The organism is Paenirhizobium cremeum (assembly GCF_022884085.1).
GTDB classification, from domain to species: Bacteria; Pseudomonadota; Alphaproteobacteria; order Rhizobiales; family Rhizobiaceae; genus Allorhizobium; species Allorhizobium cremeum.
Genome location: NZ_JAGGCS010000012.1, coordinates 37,294 through 52,487 on the forward strand (window position 1 = coordinate 37,294; position 15,194 = coordinate 52,487).

Consider the following 15,194-nt stretch of genomic DNA (forward strand, 5'->3'; position numbering starts at 1 on the left):
TTCGCCTTTCGTCCGAGCAGCAATTGGCTATGGCCAAACGGCCCTTCACTGGCTATAGAGCGCGCAGAAATAGGGCATGATGCCCGCAACCACCCAGTTTCACGGGGGATTGGCTTCATTTTGGACGCCTCCAGGACACAGACGACAGCTATCAGCTCGAACAGCGTGACAGCAGTCCTCAAACGCATCATCGCTGAAAACGGCCGCGACCACATCCGCGGATACATCTTCGCCATCATTTGTCTGGCGACCGTGGCCCTGACGACGGCGTTTACCGCCTGGATCATGGAATCCGTGGTCAACGAGGCCTTCGCCAACAAGCGCGCCGACCTCGTCTGGCTGATCTGCGGCTCCATTCTCGCTGCTTTCGTGCTGCGCGGGCTTGCGAGTTACGGTCAGGCCGTGACTCTTTCCAAAATCGGCAACAATATCGTGGCGCGCTACCAGCGGCGGCTCTTCGCCCATCTGATGACTCTGTCGCTCGGCTATTTCACCGAATCCCGCTCGGCCCATCTCGCCGCCCAGATCAGCCAGAACATCAACGGCATCCGCGACGTGCTCAACCTGACGGTCACCTCGACGGCGCGCGACCTCTTGAGCCTCATCGCACTGATCGGCGTGATGATCTTCAAGGACCCGATGCTGACGCTGATCGTCTTCGTGGTCGCGCCGCCGCTTCTCTATGCGCTGCGCTACATTTCCAAGCGCCTGCGGGCGGCGACGAAGGAAGCGATCATCTTCAACAGCCACGTGCTGGGGGCAATGCAGGAAACCGTGCAGGGCATCGCGATCGTCAAGGCCTTCACCATGGAGGAGCAACTCGAGCGCAAGGTCGGCACCACCATAGACGCTGCGGAAAAACGTTCGAACAGGATCGCACGACTCTCCGAGCGCACCTCGCCGCTCACCGAAACATTCGCCGGCCTCGCCATTTCCAGCGTGCTGGCCTATGCCGCCTTCCGCTCGATCTATGGCGACATGCTGCCGGGCGCCTTCTTCTCCTTCGTCGCGGCACTGCTGATGGCCTATGAACCCGCCAAACGGCTCGCCAAGCTGCAGGTGCAGATGGAGCGGGCCGTGGTCAATGCCCGGATGATCTATGAAATCCTCGACATGCAGCCACATCAGCGGGAAAAGCCGGGTGCGGCCGATCTCGCGGTCACCGATGCATCGATCGAGTTCCGTGGCGTGACCTTTGCCTATGGGGATGGAGAAAAGGTGCTGAAAGGCATCGACTTCGTCGCCGAAGGCGGCAAGACGACGGCGCTGGTCGGTCCCTCCGGCGCAGGCAAGTCGACCGTCATCACACTCATCCCGCGCTTCTACGATCCGTCAAGCGGCGAAATCCTGATCGACGGGCAGAACATCGCCGACGTGACCAAGGCATCGCTGCGCAAGCATATCGCCTATGTCTCGCAGCAGCCCTACCTCTTCGAAGGCACGATCCGCGACAACATCCGCTACGGTCGACCGGATGCGACGGATGCGGAAATCGAGGATGCCGCGCGGCTCGCCTATGCCCACGACTTCATCACCGCACAGCCGCTCGGCTACGACACCCCGGTCGGGGAAAACGGCGTAACCCTTTCCGGCGGCCAGCGGCAGCGGCTTTCGATTGCCCGTGCTCTTGTGCGCAATGCGCCGATCCTACTACTCGACGAGGCGACCTCCGCGCTCGACACCGAATCCGAGGCAGCCGTGCAGAAGGCGCTCGACCAGGCCATGCACGGCCGCACGGTGGTGGTGATAGCCCATCGTCTGTCGACCGTCATCAAGGCCGACAAGATCATCGTCATGCATGAGGGACGGATCGCCGAGGAAGGCACGCATGAGAGCCTTGCACAGCGTCCGGACGGGCTCTACGCTCGCCTCAACAACCTGCAACCCGCCGCACAAAACGATCTCAGCTAGGGACAGCGTGAAATCATGAAGGATGCAATGAAGCTCGTCGTCGTCGGTGCCGGTGGGCGCATGGGCCAGGCGCTCATCCGCATCATTCACGCGACCGAAGGCCTCACCCTTCATGCCGCCGTGGTGCGCTCGGGCTCGCCGCTGGTCGGCAAGGATGCCGGCGAGATCGCAGGCCTCGGCCCGATCGACGTTGCGGTAACCGACGATCCGCTGGCGGCCTTCCTCGACGCCCACGGGGTGATCGACTTCACCTCTCCCGCGACTACAATGGAATTTGCCGCGCTGGCCGCACAGGCCCGCATTGTCCATGTGATCGGCACCACTGGCTGTCAGCCGGAACACGAAGCGAAGATCGAGGCCGCCGCCCGCCATGCGCGGATCGTCAAATCCGGCAATATGAGCCTCGGCGTCAACCTGCTCTCGGTGCTCGTGCAGCAGGCGGCCCGCGCGCTCGACGCGGCCGGATGGGACATCGAGGTCCTAGAAATGCATCACAAGCACAAGGTGGACGCTCCCTCGGGAACGGCGCTGCTGCTCGGCGAGGCAGCCGCCAAGGGCCGCGATATCGACCTTGCCGGCCATTCGGTGCGCGTGCGCGACGGCCACACCGGCCCCCGGGAGGCCGGCTCCATCGGCTTTGCCACGCTACGCGGCGGCTCCGTCGTCGGAGAACATTCGGTCATCCTCGCCGGCGAAGGCGAGTTGGTGACGCTTTCCCACAGCGCCGGCGACCGCACGATCTTCGCGCGCGGCGCGGTCAAGGCAGCGCTATGGGCCTATGGCCAGAAGCCCGGCCTCTATTCCATGCTCGACGTGCTCGGGCTCAATCCCACCAAATAATTCTGCCTCGGAGGATTTTTGCAATGACTGGTACCCTCGTGCTCGTACGTCACGGCCAGAGCGAATGGAACCTCAAAAACCTTTTCACCGGCTGGCGCGATCCGGACCTGACCGAGCTTGGCGTGCAGGAAGCCAATGCCGGCGGCAAGGCGCTTGCCGACTACGGCATCAAGTTCGACGTCGCCTATACATCGGCACTCAGCCGCGCCCAGAAGACCTGCCAGATCGTGCTCGACAATGTCGGCCAGCCCAACCTCGAGACCATCCGCGACGAGGCGCTGAACGAGCGTGACTACGGCGATCTCTCCGGCCTCAACAAGGACGATGCCCGCGCTAAATGGGGCGAGGAACAGGTGCATATCTGGCGCCGCTCCTACGACGTTCCGCCGCCGGGCGGCGAAAGCCTGCGCGACACCGGCGCCCGCGTCTGGCCCTATTACATGACGGAAATCCTGCCGCGCGTCCTCAGGGGCGAAACGGTGCTGGTTGCCGCCCACGGCAATTCTCTGCGCGCCCTCGTCATGGTGCTCGACCGCCTCTCCAAGGAAGAGATCCTCAAGCTCAACCTCGCGACCGGGGTTCCGATGGTCTACAAGCTCAAGGCCGACTCAACCGTCGCTTCCAAGGAAGTGCTCGGCGACATGTCCGGCGCCCACTGAGAAATTCGAGGCGCGCCGGAGACCGGCGCGCCCTCTTCCCGCCGGGCAGGCTATCTCCCGATCAGCCACCGATGGTGAACTGGACGCGATCCGCAGGAAAGCGCGTGATCGAATACTGGATGGGTTCACCGTCGGGGTCGGTATTGAGTGCACGGGTGACGAGAACGATCGCGCCCGGCGTCAACTCCAGCGTGGCGACGTCATCCGGTTCCGCGTGCCGGGCAGTGATTTCGGTCTTATCCCGCAGGTAGTCGCCGACGCCGAACTCCGACAACGCCTTTGTCACCGAACCCGTCTTAGCGAAGACTTCCGCAATGCCCTCGAAGCGGGCCGCGGGAAACCAGGTCGTTGCCCGCGAAAGAGCGCGGCCGTCAGCCTTGCGCACCGCTTCCAGCCTGATAACCTCGGTTCCGGGCGCAAGCTTCAGCCAGCGGGCGACCTCGGCCGTGGCAATCTCGCGCGCCGATGACAGGAGAAATCCCTCGATATCGCGCGCCTGGCGACCTATGCCCTGGGTGAAGCGTGTTCGCTTGGAAATCGGGAAATTGAAGCGGTCCTTCACCTCGATCATCGTTCCGCGGCCTTGCATGGCGCGAACGATGCCCTCCTGCCCGAGCGCCGCCAACGCGCTGCGGATCGTATGACGATTCACGCCGAACTGCTCGGCCAGCACTGTTTCCGGCGGCACCATGCCGGTCGAGTCATATTCGCCCGCAGAGATATTCGCCCTGATCTTGTCGGCGATCTGGCGCCAAAGCGCCACGCCCTTCTGCCTCTGAACCGTTGCCACGTCCGTCATGTCACACGCTTGTCACGCTCGATTGGTAGCTATAATTTAACTTGTATAGTTGTCTATATTAATAGACATTTTGAGGTTTGGCAATGGACACCGCAGAACAAGACAGGGCGACCGGTTCGCCGCAGCGAAAGAGGGTGACGGACCTGCTGGCCAGGGCGACTGTCACCGAACTGAAAACCGTTTGGGAGACCCTGGAACCGCAACCCGCTGTCGAGGCGCTGCGCGGACCGGAGACCGGCCTCGTCATGGTGCGCGGACGCATCGGCGGCGGCGGCGCGGCCTTTAATCTCGGCGAGGCAACCGTCAGCAGGGCAGCGGTCCGGCTTTCATCCGGAACCGTCGGCCACGGACATGTACTCGGCACCGACCGCAGCCGGGCCCGGCTTGCCGCGATCTTCGATGCACTGTGGCAGGAGGCCGAACACCGGCCTTTCATCGAAGCGCAGTTGCTCCAGCCCGTCGCCGCCCGCATCGAAGCCGCGGAACGCAGCAAGGCGGAAGAGACGGCGGCGACCCGCGTCGATTTCTTCACCATGGTAAGGGGAGAGGAATGATGGACCCGAAAACCGATGCCCTGACCGGCGGCTTCACCGAACCGGTTTTCCATGCCCAGAGCGTCTTTCGCACCCTGATGGACTGCATGGCGCGCCCGGGCAGCATCCGTACCGTCGCGCCACAGGTCAGCCCGCCGCCGCCCCTCGGCCCGGCGGCAGGAGCGATTGCGTTGACCCTTTGCGACCACGATACGCCGGTCTGGCTCACGGCCGGGCTTTCAAAATCGCCAGTCGGCGACTGGATCGCCTTCCACACCGGCGCTCCGCTGACCCGCGAAAAGGTCGAAGCCCGCTTCGCTTTTGCGGAAGCCGGCACGACACTCGCCTCCTTCGGCCTCTTTTCTTCCGGGACCCAGGAATATCCGGACCGTTCGACGACCATCGTCATCGAAGTCGCAAGCCTCGAAGGCGGACCGGGTCTCGCGGTCACCGGTCCGGGTATCAAGGAAACAGCGCATATCGCGCCAAAGGGCCTGCCGGAGATGTTTCTGAGGCAATGGGCCGACAACCGGGCGCTTTTCCCGCGCGGCGTCGACGTCGTGCTGACGGCGGGCAGCGAAATGCTCGGCCTGCCGCGGACATGCAAGATCACCGCAAGGGAGATGTGAGACCATGTATGTTGCCGTAAAGGGTGGCGAGGCGGCCATCGCAAACGCTCACCGCCTGCTCGCCGACCGGCGCCGAGGCGACCGTTCGCTGCCCTCGCTCACGATCGAGCAAATCGTCGAACAACTCGGCCTCGCGGTCGACCGCGTCATGGCCGAGGCATCGCTGCATGACCGGGCGCTTGCCGCCCTCTCCGTCAAGCAGGCGCGGGGCGACATGATCGAGGCGATCTTTCTGCTCCGCGCCTATCGCACGACATTACCGCGCTTCGGCTATTCCGTCCCGATCGACACCGGCCGCATGCGCGTGGAGCGGCGTATTTCTGCGACCTACAAGGACCTGCCGGGCGGACAGCTGCTCGGGCCGACCTTCGACTACACCCATCGGCTTCTCGATGTCTCCATGCTCGAGGATGCGGATGTGGAAGAGCCCGCTCTTCGCCCGGCCAGCGATGAAAAGGTCATGCGCGTTTCCGACATTCTCGCTCAGGAAGGCCTTGTCGAGGCTGACGGCGACATGCCGGAGGATCATATCGCGGGCGACATTACCCGCGAGCCGATCGAGTTTCCTATGGCCCGCGACCTGCGCCTTCAGGCACTTGCGCGCGGCGACGAGGGCTTTCTGTTGGCGCTCGCCTACTCGACACAGCGCGGCTATGGCCGCACCCACCCCTTTGCTGGCGAAATCCGGATCGGAGAAGTGGATGTGGAGATCGAGGTCCCGGAACTGGGCTTTGCCGTATCGCTTGGCCCTATCCGCGTAACCGAATGCCAGATGGTGAACCAGTTCAAGGGTTCGGCCAAGGCTCCGCCGCAATTCACCCGCGGATACGGGCTCGTGTTCGGCCAGAGCGAACGCAAGGCCATGGCGATGTCGCTGGTCGATCGCGCACTTCGCGCGAGCGAACTCGGCGAGGACATCGTCGCTCCGGCGCAGGACGAGGAATTCGTCATATCCCATTCCGACAACGTGCAGGCGACCGGCTTCGTGGAACACCTCAAGCTGCCGCATTACGTCGACTTCCAGGCCGAACTCGATCTCGTCCGCCGCATGCGCCGCGACTTCGACGCCGCACGCGGCGAAACGGACGCCGACGCCCGCGCCGAGGCTGCGGAATGACCCGCGTCAGCCTAGTCCCTTTCCTCTTGGAACCAATATGCGCTGACAACGGTCGCGGCGATCATGGTCGCGATGATGATCGTAAGTATCACGCTGACTTCCATACCCAGCACCTCCTTCAGAGCAAGGACAACGCCCGATGACGCAAGAAGTTTCGCAGTATGGCGACCTGGCGAGTTATAATTTCGCCTATTTGGACGAACAGACCAAGCGGATGATCCGCCGCGCAATCCTGAAGGCCATCGCAATACCCGGCTATCAGGTGCCCTTCGCCTCCCGGGAGATGCCCATGCCCTATGGCTGGGGGACCGGCGGGGTGCAGGTCACGGCCTCGGTCCTCGGACCCGAGGACGTGCTGAAGGTGATAGACCAGGGCGCCGACGATACGACCAATGCCGTTTCGATCCGGGCCTTCTTCCAGAAGGTGGCCAATGTCGCGGTCACCACCCACACCCGCGAGGCGACGATCATCCAGACCCGCCATCGCATTCCCGAGGAAAAGCTCTCGGAAAACCAGATTCTGGTCTATCAGGTGCCGATCCCTGAACCGTTGCGCTTCCTCGAACCTCGCGAGACGGAAACCCGCAAGATGCATGCGCTGGAAGAATACGGCCTCATGCATGTGAAGCTCTACGAGGACATCGCCCGAAACGGCAGGATCGCCACCACCTATGCCTATCCGGTCAAGGTCGCCGGCCGTTACGTGATGGATCCATCGCCGACGCCGAAATTCGACAATCCGAAAATGCATATGTCGGAGGCGCTCCAGCTTTTCGGCGCCGGGCGCGAAAAGCGGATCTATGCGGTTCCCCCCTTTACCGAAGTCGTCAGCCTCGATTTCGAGGACCATCCTTTCGAGATCCAGCGCTTCGACAAGCCCTGCGCGCTCTGCGGCGCCGAGAACGTCTATCTCGACGAGGTCATTCTCGATGACAAGGGCGGGCGCATGTTCGTCTGCTCCGACACCGACCATTGCGAGGAGCGCCGGGAACACGGCCATGCCGGCCACCTGCTGGCAACGGACAGGGAGGCGGCGGAATGAACTTCATTCACGATAAAGCCCCTTCCCCAACCCCTCCCCACAGGGAGGAGGGGCTTAATCTGCCGCACTCGCGTCGGAATGGGACAGAGGCATTGCCACCGGTGTTCTCCCCCCTTGTGGGGGCGATGGGCGGCAGCCCAGAGGGGGTCTTCCGTCACAATGTAAGGAACGTTTCGCAATGACCGACCAACCGCTTCTCAAGGTTCGAAACCTGTCGAAATTTTACGGCAGCCGCATCGGCTGCAGCAATGTCGCCTTCGAACTCTGGCCGGGAGAGGTTCTCGCCATCGTCGGCGAGTCCGGTTCGGGCAAAACCACCCTGCTCAACTGCATCTCGACCCGGCTGATGCCGACGACCGGCAGCGTTGAATATCACATGCGCGACGGCCAATACCGCGACCTCTACCACATGAACGAGGCCGAGCGCCGCTTCCTGATGCGCACCGACTGGGGCTTCGTGCACCAGAACCCGGCCGACGGCCTGCGCATGACGGTGTCCGCCGGCGCGAATGTCGGCGAACGGCTGATGGCGGTCGGCGACCGGCACTACGGCCGCATTCGCCAGACGGCGTCGGAGTGGCTGGAGCGCGTTGAAATTTCCACGGACCGCATCGACGACCAGCCGCGCGCCTTTTCGGGCGGCATGCGCCAGCGCCTGCAGATCGCCCGCAATCTCGTGACCGGCCCGCGGCTTGTTTTCATGGACGAGCCGACCGGGGGCCTCGACGTTTCCGTCCAGGCGCGCCTGCTCGACCTCGTGCGCGGTCTCGTCAACGATCTCGGCCTTGCAGCCATCGTCGTCACCCATGATCTGGCCGTCGCCCGCCTTCTTTCCCATCGCATGATGGTGATGAAGGACGGACATGTGATCGAGCACGGCCTGACCGACCGGGTGCTGGACGACCCGCGCAAACCCTACACCCAACTGCTCGTCTCCTCGATCCTGCAGGTCTGAGAACAGGAAAAACCATGGCCACGCCTCTCGTCGTTTCCGAAGTCTCGAAGAGCTTCACCATGCATCTGCGCGGCGGCCTCAGGCTGCCGGTCGTCTCCAATGTTTCGTTTTCGGTTGCCGGCGGCGAATGCGTCGTGCTCGGCGGCCCGTCGGGCATCGGCAAGAGCTCGATCCTGAAGATGCTCTACGGCAATTATGCCGTCGATTCCGGGCAGATCCTGATCGATCACCTCGGCCGCATCATCGACATCGCGACCGCCGATCCGCGCGCGGTGCTTGACGTTCGCCGCTCGACGCTCGGCTATGTCAGCCAGTTCCTCAGAACAGTCCCCCGCGTTTCCACCCTCGACGTGGTCGCCGAACCGCTCGTCGCTCGCGGCGTCCCAGCCGTGGAAGCGCGTGACAAAGCGGCGGAGCTGCTGTCGAGGCTCAACCTGCCGAAGGAACACTGGCAACTGCCGCCCGCCACATTTTCCGGCGGCGAGCAGCAGCGCGTGAACATCGCACGCGGCTTCATCACCAATCACAACGTCCTGCTGCTGGACGAGCCGACAGCCTCGCTCGACGCAACCAACCGTGCCGTCGTCGTCGAGATGATCCGCGCCAAGAAGAAAGACGGCGTTGCCTTGCTCGGCATATTCCACGACGAGGAGGTGCGCGAACTCGTCGCGGACCGCATTCTCGACGTCGCGCAATTTTCGCCGCGGAAGGCTGCAGCATGACCCGGAAACTCGGACTCGAGCCGTATATTCACGAGAGCGCCCGCGTGAACAACTCGACGCTCGGCCGTTACACGGAAGTCTCCGAACGCACCCGCCTCGAAGAGGTGGAGATGGGTGACTATTCCTACATCATGCAGGACGGCTCCGTGTGGTGCGCGACGATCGGCAAGTTCGCCAACATCGCTGCAGCGGTTCGCATCAATGCCACCAATCATCCGACCTGGCGGGCAACGCTGCACCATTTCACCTATCGCGCCGCCGACTATTTCGAGGGCGCCGACATGGAGACTGACTTCTTCGCCTGGCGGCGCGAAAACCGTGTCGTCATCGGCCATGATGTCTGGATCGGGCACGGCTCGACGGTGCTTCCCGGCGTGACAGTCGGCAACGGGGCGGTAATCGGCGCCGGAGCCGTGGTTTCCAAGGATGTTGCACCCTATACGATCGTCGGTGGCGTGCCCGCCAAACTCATACGCGAGCGTTTCGATGCGCGGACTGCAGAAGGCATGGAAAAGCTTGCCTGGTGGGACTGGGATCATGACCGGCTGTTTGCTGCGCTTGGCGACTTCCGCGCCCTTCCGGCGAACGAATTCGTCGCGAAATACACGTAATTATCTATTAATATCAATATTATAGCACTTATAATATTTCCTACATATTACTGACATTCGCACTTCATCAAGGGACGCTAGAGCAGTGCCGACCCGGTAGGACATGATGTCGAAAGAGCGGATATGAGATTTCACCTGAAAAACGTAACGCGGCAATTCGGACAGCATGTCGCCGTCGATTCCGTCACTCTCGAAATTCCGGCCGGACAGATGGTTGGCGTCATCGGGCGTTCGGGTGCCGGCAAGTCGACCCTGTTGCGCATGATCAACCGGCTGGTCGATCCTTCCTCCGGCTCCATCCATTTCGGCGACACCGAGGTTTCCGCTCTGCGCGGCCAGGGTCTGCGCAACTGGCAGCGCGACTGCGCGATGATCTTCCAGCAGTTCAATCTGGTGCCGCGTCTCGATGTCCTGACCAACGTACTGCTCGGCAGGCTCAATCATCGTTCGACGGCGCTCAGCATTCTCAACATCTTCACCCGGGAAGAGCGCATCATGGCGATTGCCGCGCTGGAGCGCCTCGGCATCGAACAGGCGGCGCTACAGCCGGCCGGCACGCTTTCCGGCGGCCAGCAGCAGCGCGTGGCGATCGCACGCGCACTCATGCAGTCGCCCAAGATGGTGCTCGCCGACGAGCCGATCGCCTCGCTCGATCCGCTGAACGCCAAGATCGTCATGGATGCGCTGAAGGACATCAACGAGCGGGAAGGCATCACGGTCATCACCAACCTGCACACGCTCGACACCGCGCGCAACTACTGCGAACGCATCGTCGGCATGGCGCGCGGCCGCGTTGTTTTCGACGGACCGCCGAACGAACTGACGGCCGAAGCCGTGCACGCCATCTACGGCTCCGACAGGGACGGCGCCGGCATCGACGAAAGCATGACATCGACCAGCATCAACATTGCCAGCGCGAAGCCCCTGGCGAGCGCAACCCCATCAGCCGGTGTCGGCACTTTGGCGGTCGCCGAAGCCTGAAACCGCGACGATCGTTCGCCCGCGTGAAGGGCAATCCATCAGAACGCTTTCCGCACGCCCGGAAAAACAGGAGATGAACATGTTGAAGAAGACCCTTCTTGCCGCCGTTGCGCTCGTTTCGCTCGTCGGCGCGGCTCATGCCGAAGACCTCAAGGAATTCCGCATCGGTATCCTTGGTGGCGAAAACGAAGCCGACCGCCTGCGCAACTACCAGTGCATGGTCGACAAGCTTCCCGCCGTTCTCGGCGTGGAAAAGGTTTCGCTGTTCCCGGCGGCCGACTATGACGGCGTCATCCAGGGCCTGCTCGGCGGCACGCTCGACTATGCCGAACTCGGCGCTTCCGGCTTCGCCAAGATCTACCTCACCGATCCCAAGGCCGTCGAGCCGATCCTGACCACGGTCCAGACCGACGGTTCGATGGGCTATTACTCGATCATGGTTGCCCGCAAGGATTCCGGCATGACCAAGGTCACCGACATCAAGGGCAAGAAGCTCGGCTTCGCCGATCCGGACTCGACTTCCGGCTACCTGATCCCGACGGTTACCCTGCCGGAAGCCCTCGGCGGCGTGCCGGTCAAGGAATTCGTTGCCGAGACCGGCTTCGGCGGCGGCCACGAAAACCTCGTTCTCGAAGTCCTGAAGGGCACCTTCGATGCCGGCACGACCTTCGGTTCCGGCGTCGGCGACTTCAAGGACGGCTACACCTCCGGCAACCTGAGGAAGATGGTCGACAAGGGCGTCCTCAACATGGACGACCTCGTAGAACTCTGGAAGTCCCCACTGATCCCGAACGGTCCGGTCGTTGTCCGTACCTCGATGAACGACGACATGAAGGCCAAGTTCAAGAAGTTCATGATGGACATGCCGACCAACGATCCGGCCTGCTTCTCGGCCGTACAGGGCGGTGACTTCAAGAGCTTCACCGAAGTCAACGTCGACTTCTACAAGCCGATCATCGACGCCCGCAAGGCAACGATCGGCGGCTGATAAGCCATTTTCGTGCGCCGCCGGATACGGGCTGTATCCGGCGGCGTTTCACTTGGACGTATCCTTCCGATCCCGCGGCCTCAAAAGGCGGTTTTCATGAACTCCACCCTGTTGCAGTCAGGCCTCAGCGAACGCGGCGCCATCGTCGAGCGTCACTGGCAGGAACTTGCCCGCGGCCGGCGCCTCTATACGACCATCAGCATCGTCGTGCTCATGGCCGCGCTTGCGGCCTCGCTCTGGTTCGCCAACGAAACCAATTCGGGTAAATTCATCGACCGGTTGCCGAATCTGTTCGATTTCGTCGGCGATCTTCTGCCGCGGGACGGGATGGAAATCTGGCGGGCGATGTTCGATCTGCCCTCACCCTATTACGACGGCAGTCTCCAGTACGACTACACGGAAGGCCGCTACTACGTTACCGATACGCTCTACATTCCCGAATATTTCTACAAGATGGCGGAAACGCTCAACATCGCCATCCTGTCGACCCTGATCGGTTTCATCTTCGGCGGTGTGCTTTCCTTCTTCGCCGCCAAAAACATGACGCGCAATCCTCTGATACGCGGAGCCGTCCGGCGCTTCATGGAAGTCCTGCGCGCCTTTCCGGAAATCGTGCTTGCGGGCTTCTTCCTCGCCATCCTTTCTCTCGGCCCCATTCCCGCAATCATCGCGGTCTCGATCCACACCATCGGCGCGCTCGGCAAGCTTTTCTTCGAGGTCATCGAAAACGCCGACATGAAGCCCGACGAGGGTCTGAAGGCGGTCGGCGCCAACTGGGTGGAGCGCGCCTGGTTCGGCATGGTGCCGCAGGTGATGCCGAATTTCGTGAGCTATTTCCTGCTGCGCATGGAAATCAACGTGCGCGCCTCGACCATCATCGGCGCTGTCGGCGGCGGCGGCATCGGCGAGCAGCTCCGTCTTTCGATCAGCCGCGGGCACGAGGCCAAGACGCTGGCGATCGTGCTTCTGCTGTTCGTGACCATCATCGCCGTGGACCAGTTCTCGGCGTGGCTGCGCCGCAAGCTGGTCGGCGACCATGCATTCCAGGCCGTCGTGTGAGGAGCCGCCGATGAATACGCTCAATCCGGCCGAAATGGACGCCATAGCCGCCCGTCACGGCAACCTGCTCAGACCGAGCTTCTGGATGCGTTTCCGCTTCCCGATCATCGGCGCCGGCGTCGCTGTCTATTTCATCTTCTGCTGGTGGTTCTTCGCCATTGGTCAGACGCTTGCAACCGCCAACTGGGGCATTGCCGGAACCTATCTCGCCGACTGGGTTTCCTATGAAATCCGCCCGGACATCGAAGTCGAAGCCGACGGCCACATGAAGATTTCCTACCCGCGTTTCGACCCGATCGGCCCCAATCCGAACCCGGACTGGCTGGTTGCCGAACGCAAGATGGTGACCCGCAGGATCGAGGTCCCGGCGGCAGAACAGCCGACCATTGCCAAACCGACATCCTCCTTCTCCTTCCTCGCGCCGAACGCCGCGACCGGCAACGGTCAGGACGGCAACGCCGCCCGTAGCGAAACCCGCACCGAAGAAGTCGTGACCCGGGCAACCGTTAAGATGAATTCGACCGACCGGATCGAAGTGACGCCGGAACGCGTCGAGGTCGTTCGCGGAGGCGAGACCCTTTCGGCCACGCTTCGGGCAGAAGGTGGCGTCATTGCCGACGCCCCCCTGCCGACATGGGCGAGCCAGCGAGCGCCCGGCGAGAAGATCGTGCTTGCCTTCGGGTTTTCCGGATGGGCCGAAATCCGGGACGACGTGGTCAAAATCCACAAGCGTTTCCTCGGCTGGGCGAACTTCATCTTCGACACGAATTCCGCTTTCTTCGGCAAATCGTTCAGCGAAGTTGCCAGCCTGATTGCGTCCGGCGAACGGCTCGACCCGTCGCGCAGCAATCTGTCGCTCGCGATCAACGACATCCTCTACAACCCGTCCTGGCAGCATCTGGACGTCTGGACCAAACTTCTGCAGACGATTGTCATGGCTTTCGTCGGCACGCTCTTCGCCATGGTCGTTGCCTTCCCGCTCTCCTTCATCGCGGCGCGCAACATCACCAGAAACGGCGTGCTGAACCAGGCCACCAAACGTTTCTTCGATTTCCAGCGGTCGGTCGACATGTTCATCTGGGCGCTGTTCTTCACCCGCGCCTTCGGCCCCGGACCGCTCGCCGGCATTTCCGCGATTTTCTTCACCGATACCGGCACGCTCGGCAAACTCTATTCGGAAGCGCTGGAGAACATCGACGACAAGCAGCGTGAGGGCGTCAAGTCGGTGGGAGCGGCGGCGGTCGCGGTGCATCGCTTCGGCATCCTGCCGCAGGTGCTGCCGGTCTTCGCATCGCAGGCACTCTATTTCTGGGAATCGAACACGCGCTCGGCAACCATCATCGGCGCCGTCGGCGCAGGCGGCATCGGCCTGAAGCTCTGGGAAGCGATGCGGACAAATTCCGACTGGGAGAACGTGGCCTACATGGTGCTGCTGATCCTGCTCGTCGTCTTCATCTTCGATTCCATTTCAAACGCTCTGCGCTCACGGCTGATGGGGACGAAACGCTGAATGAAATTCTGCCGAACGGGGTTCGGCATCATCAAACTGTCACGCGGATCGGCTAGCCAGCCGATCTTGCCTTTGGACGGCGAAGCAGCCCATGGTGGCGGCCCGTCCGTCGATCCGAGGAATGCTCTCTTGCGCTATGCCGTCTATTTCACTCCGGAAGCCGATCACCCGTTGACGCTTGCAGCGGCGGACTGGCTCGGGCGCAACGCTTTCAGCGGCATTGACGGCGCTTTACAGCCGGTCGGAGACTTTTCGCAGGAAGAACGCGCGGAACTTACTGCGGACCCTCGTCGCTACGGCTTCCACGCTACGCTCAAGGCTCCTTTCGCGCTTGCGGACGGCGTCAGTGAGAGGGCGCTGATCGAACGTTTCGGAGACTTCTGCGCGACGAATGCAGCCTTCGACATTCCGTCAACGACGATAGCCCGCATCGGTCCCTTTTTCGCACTCGTGCCGGCAGAGCTTCACCCGCCGCTACAGGCCTTTGCCGCCTCGGTCGTCGAAACGTTCGATGAATTTCGCGCACCGCTTGGTGAGGCCGACATCGCGCGGCGGCGACCGGAGCGGCTAAACGAGGCCCAGCGCGCCTATTTGACGCGCTGGGGCTATCCCTATGTGATGGAGGAATTCCGCTTCCACATGACGTTGACCGGCCCGGTTCCGGAAGAACGGGCCCAGGCCATGAACGCGGTGCTGGATCTCCGCTTTTCCGATTTCATCCGGCGCCCCTTGCGCATCTCCGGGCTCGCCCTGTTCATGGAACCCGAACGCGGCGCGCCCTTCATCGTCCACGACTGGCAGCCGCTCGCGGCCGCCTGACCCTTTTGAAAGCCTTGGA

The 15,194-nt window shown here is 62.4% G+C and carries 16 protein-coding genes; 15 read left to right on the top strand and 1 reads right to left on the bottom strand.

Going from position 1 to position 15,194, the window contains the following annotated elements:
• The first annotated feature begins 120 nt into the window (after positions 1 to 120).
• Genes J5N58_RS19470 through J5N58_RS19480 form a run of 3 tightly spaced genes read left to right on the top strand, consistent with a single transcriptional unit; the run spans position 121 to position 3,410 of the window.
• Positions 121 to 1,911, top strand: a complete 1,791-nt coding sequence (locus tag J5N58_RS19470) for an ABC transporter ATP-binding protein (protein WP_113447074.1) — start codon at positions 121 to 123, stop codon at positions 1,909 to 1,911.
• Between the two features lie 15 nt (positions 1,912 to 1,926).
• Entirely contained in the window at positions 1,927 to 2,751 is an 825-nt protein-coding gene (dapB, locus tag J5N58_RS19475) for a 4-hydroxy-tetrahydrodipicolinate reductase (protein WP_113443939.1), read from the top strand.
• 23 nt (positions 2,752 to 2,774) lie between these two features.
• Positions 2,775 to 3,410, top strand: coding sequence for a 2,3-bisphosphoglycerate-dependent phosphoglycerate mutase (locus tag J5N58_RS19480; protein ID WP_112827497.1), 636 nt, complete (start codon positions 2,775 to 2,777; stop codon positions 3,408 to 3,410).
• Between the two features lie 61 nt (positions 3,411 to 3,471).
• Here the strand turns inward: J5N58_RS19480 and phnF are convergent, their stop codons facing one another.
• Positions 3,472 to 4,209, bottom strand: a complete 738-nt coding sequence (gene phnF / locus J5N58_RS19485; RefSeq protein WP_113443938.1) for a phosphonate metabolism transcriptional regulator PhnF — start codon at positions 4,207 to 4,209, stop codon at positions 3,472 to 3,474.
• An 83-nt stretch (positions 4,210 to 4,292) separates the two neighbouring features.
• Between phnF and phnG the strand changes: the two genes are divergently transcribed.
• The 12 genes from phnG (at position 4,293) to J5N58_RS19545 (ending at position 15,175) form a co-directional block, all read left to right on the top strand.
• Positions 4,293 to 4,763 (top strand): phosphonate C-P lyase system protein PhnG, encoded by a 471-nt coding sequence (phnG, locus tag J5N58_RS19490; protein WP_113443937.1) that lies wholly within the window; start codon positions 4,293 to 4,295, stop codon positions 4,761 to 4,763.
• On the top strand, positions 4,763 to 5,371 hold the full coding sequence (gene phnH / locus J5N58_RS19495) for a phosphonate C-P lyase system protein PhnH (protein ID WP_112827494.1): 609 nt from the start codon (positions 4,763 to 4,765) through the stop codon (positions 5,369 to 5,371). The genes phnG and phnH overlap by 1 nt, the downstream gene beginning before the upstream one ends.
• 4 nt (positions 5,372 to 5,375) lie before the next feature.
• On the top strand, positions 5,376 to 6,488 hold the full coding sequence (locus J5N58_RS19500) for a carbon-phosphorus lyase complex subunit (RefSeq protein WP_112827493.1): 1,113 nt from the start codon (positions 5,376 to 5,378) through the stop codon (positions 6,486 to 6,488).
• Positions 6,489 to 6,627: 139 nt separating this feature from the next.
• Entirely contained in the window at positions 6,628 to 7,530 is a 903-nt protein-coding gene (locus J5N58_RS19505; protein ID WP_112827492.1) for an alpha-D-ribose 1-methylphosphonate 5-phosphate C-P-lyase PhnJ, read from the top strand.
• Between the two features lie 178 nt (positions 7,531 to 7,708).
• Positions 7,709 to 8,485, top strand: a complete 777-nt coding sequence (gene phnK / locus J5N58_RS19510) for a phosphonate C-P lyase system protein PhnK (protein WP_244712428.1) — start codon at positions 7,709 to 7,711, stop codon at positions 8,483 to 8,485.
• A 14-nt stretch (positions 8,486 to 8,499) separates the two neighbouring features.
• Positions 8,500 to 9,207, top strand: a complete 708-nt coding sequence (gene phnL, locus J5N58_RS19515; protein WP_113338553.1) for a phosphonate C-P lyase system protein PhnL — start codon at positions 8,500 to 8,502, stop codon at positions 9,205 to 9,207.
• Complete coding sequence (locus tag J5N58_RS19520; RefSeq protein ID WP_112829914.1) at positions 9,204 to 9,818, top strand: DapH/DapD/GlmU-related protein; 615 nt, start codon at positions 9,204 to 9,206, stop codon at positions 9,816 to 9,818. The genes phnL and J5N58_RS19520 overlap by 4 nt, the downstream gene beginning before the upstream one ends.
• 123 nt (positions 9,819 to 9,941) lie before the next feature.
• Entirely contained in the window at positions 9,942 to 10,799 is an 858-nt protein-coding gene (phnC, locus tag J5N58_RS19525) for a phosphonate ABC transporter ATP-binding protein (RefSeq protein WP_112829915.1), read from the top strand.
• Positions 10,800 to 10,878: 79 nt separating this feature from the next.
• A complete protein-coding gene (gene phnD / locus J5N58_RS19530; protein WP_112830011.1) occupies positions 10,879 to 11,787 on the top strand; it encodes a phosphonate ABC transporter substrate-binding protein in 909 nt (302 codons plus the stop codon).
• A 96-nt stretch (positions 11,788 to 11,883) separates the two neighbouring features.
• A complete protein-coding gene (gene phnE, locus J5N58_RS19535) occupies positions 11,884 to 12,846 on the top strand; it encodes a phosphonate ABC transporter, permease protein PhnE (protein WP_244712430.1) in 963 nt (320 codons plus the stop codon).
• Between the two features lie 10 nt (positions 12,847 to 12,856).
• Positions 12,857 to 14,356 carry a phosphonate ABC transporter, permease protein PhnE gene (gene phnE, locus J5N58_RS19540; protein WP_112829917.1) on the top strand — a complete coding sequence of 500 codons (1,500 nt, stop codon included), beginning with the start codon at positions 12,857 to 12,859 and terminating at the stop codon, positions 14,354 to 14,356.
• 129 nt (positions 14,357 to 14,485) lie between these two features.
• On the top strand, positions 14,486 to 15,175 hold the full coding sequence (locus J5N58_RS19545; protein WP_113467170.1) for a DUF1045 domain-containing protein: 690 nt from the start codon (positions 14,486 to 14,488) through the stop codon (positions 15,173 to 15,175).
• The last annotated feature ends 19 nt before the right edge of the window (positions 15,176 to 15,194 follow it).

What these genes read in the sequence shown, in the direction of transcription:
- phnH (WP_112827494.1), top strand. Translation starts at nt 4,763, where the DNA reads ATGGACCCGAAAACCGATGCCCTGACCGGCGGCTTCACCGAACCGGTT.
- J5N58_RS19500 (WP_112827493.1), top strand. Translation starts at nt 5,376, where the DNA reads ATGTATGTTGCCGTAAAGGGTGGCGAGGCGGCCATCGCAAACGCTCAC.
- phnC (WP_112829915.1), top strand. Translation starts at nt 9,942, where the DNA reads ATGAGATTTCACCTGAAAAACGTAACGCGGCAATTCGGACAGCATGTC.
- phnL (WP_113338553.1), top strand. Translation starts at nt 8,500, where the DNA reads ATGGCCACGCCTCTCGTCGTTTCCGAAGTCTCGAAGAGCTTCACCATG.
- dapB (WP_113443939.1), top strand. Translation starts at nt 1,927, where the DNA reads ATGAAGGATGCAATGAAGCTCGTCGTCGTCGGTGCCGGTGGGCGCATG.
- phnD (WP_112830011.1), top strand. Translation starts at nt 10,879, where the DNA reads ATGTTGAAGAAGACCCTTCTTGCCGCCGTTGCGCTCGTTTCGCTCGTC.
- phnE (WP_244712430.1), top strand. Translation starts at nt 11,884, where the DNA reads ATGAACTCCACCCTGTTGCAGTCAGGCCTCAGCGAACGCGGCGCCATC.
- phnF (WP_113443938.1), bottom strand. Translation starts at nt 4,209, where the DNA reads ATGACGGACGTGGCAACGGTTCAGAGGCAGAAGGGCGTGGCGCTTTGG.
- phnG (WP_113443937.1), top strand. Translation starts at nt 4,293, where the DNA reads ATGGACACCGCAGAACAAGACAGGGCGACCGGTTCGCCGCAGCGAAAG.
- phnE (WP_112829917.1), top strand. Translation starts at nt 12,857, where the DNA reads ATGAATACGCTCAATCCGGCCGAAATGGACGCCATAGCCGCCCGTCAC.
- J5N58_RS19505 (WP_112827492.1), top strand. Translation starts at nt 6,628, where the DNA reads ATGACGCAAGAAGTTTCGCAGTATGGCGACCTGGCGAGTTATAATTTC.
- J5N58_RS19480 (WP_112827497.1), top strand. Translation starts at nt 2,775, where the DNA reads ATGACTGGTACCCTCGTGCTCGTACGTCACGGCCAGAGCGAATGGAAC.
- phnK (WP_244712428.1), top strand. Translation starts at nt 7,709, where the DNA reads ATGACCGACCAACCGCTTCTCAAGGTTCGAAACCTGTCGAAATTTTAC.
- J5N58_RS19520 (WP_112829914.1), top strand. Translation starts at nt 9,204, where the DNA reads ATGACCCGGAAACTCGGACTCGAGCCGTATATTCACGAGAGCGCCCGC.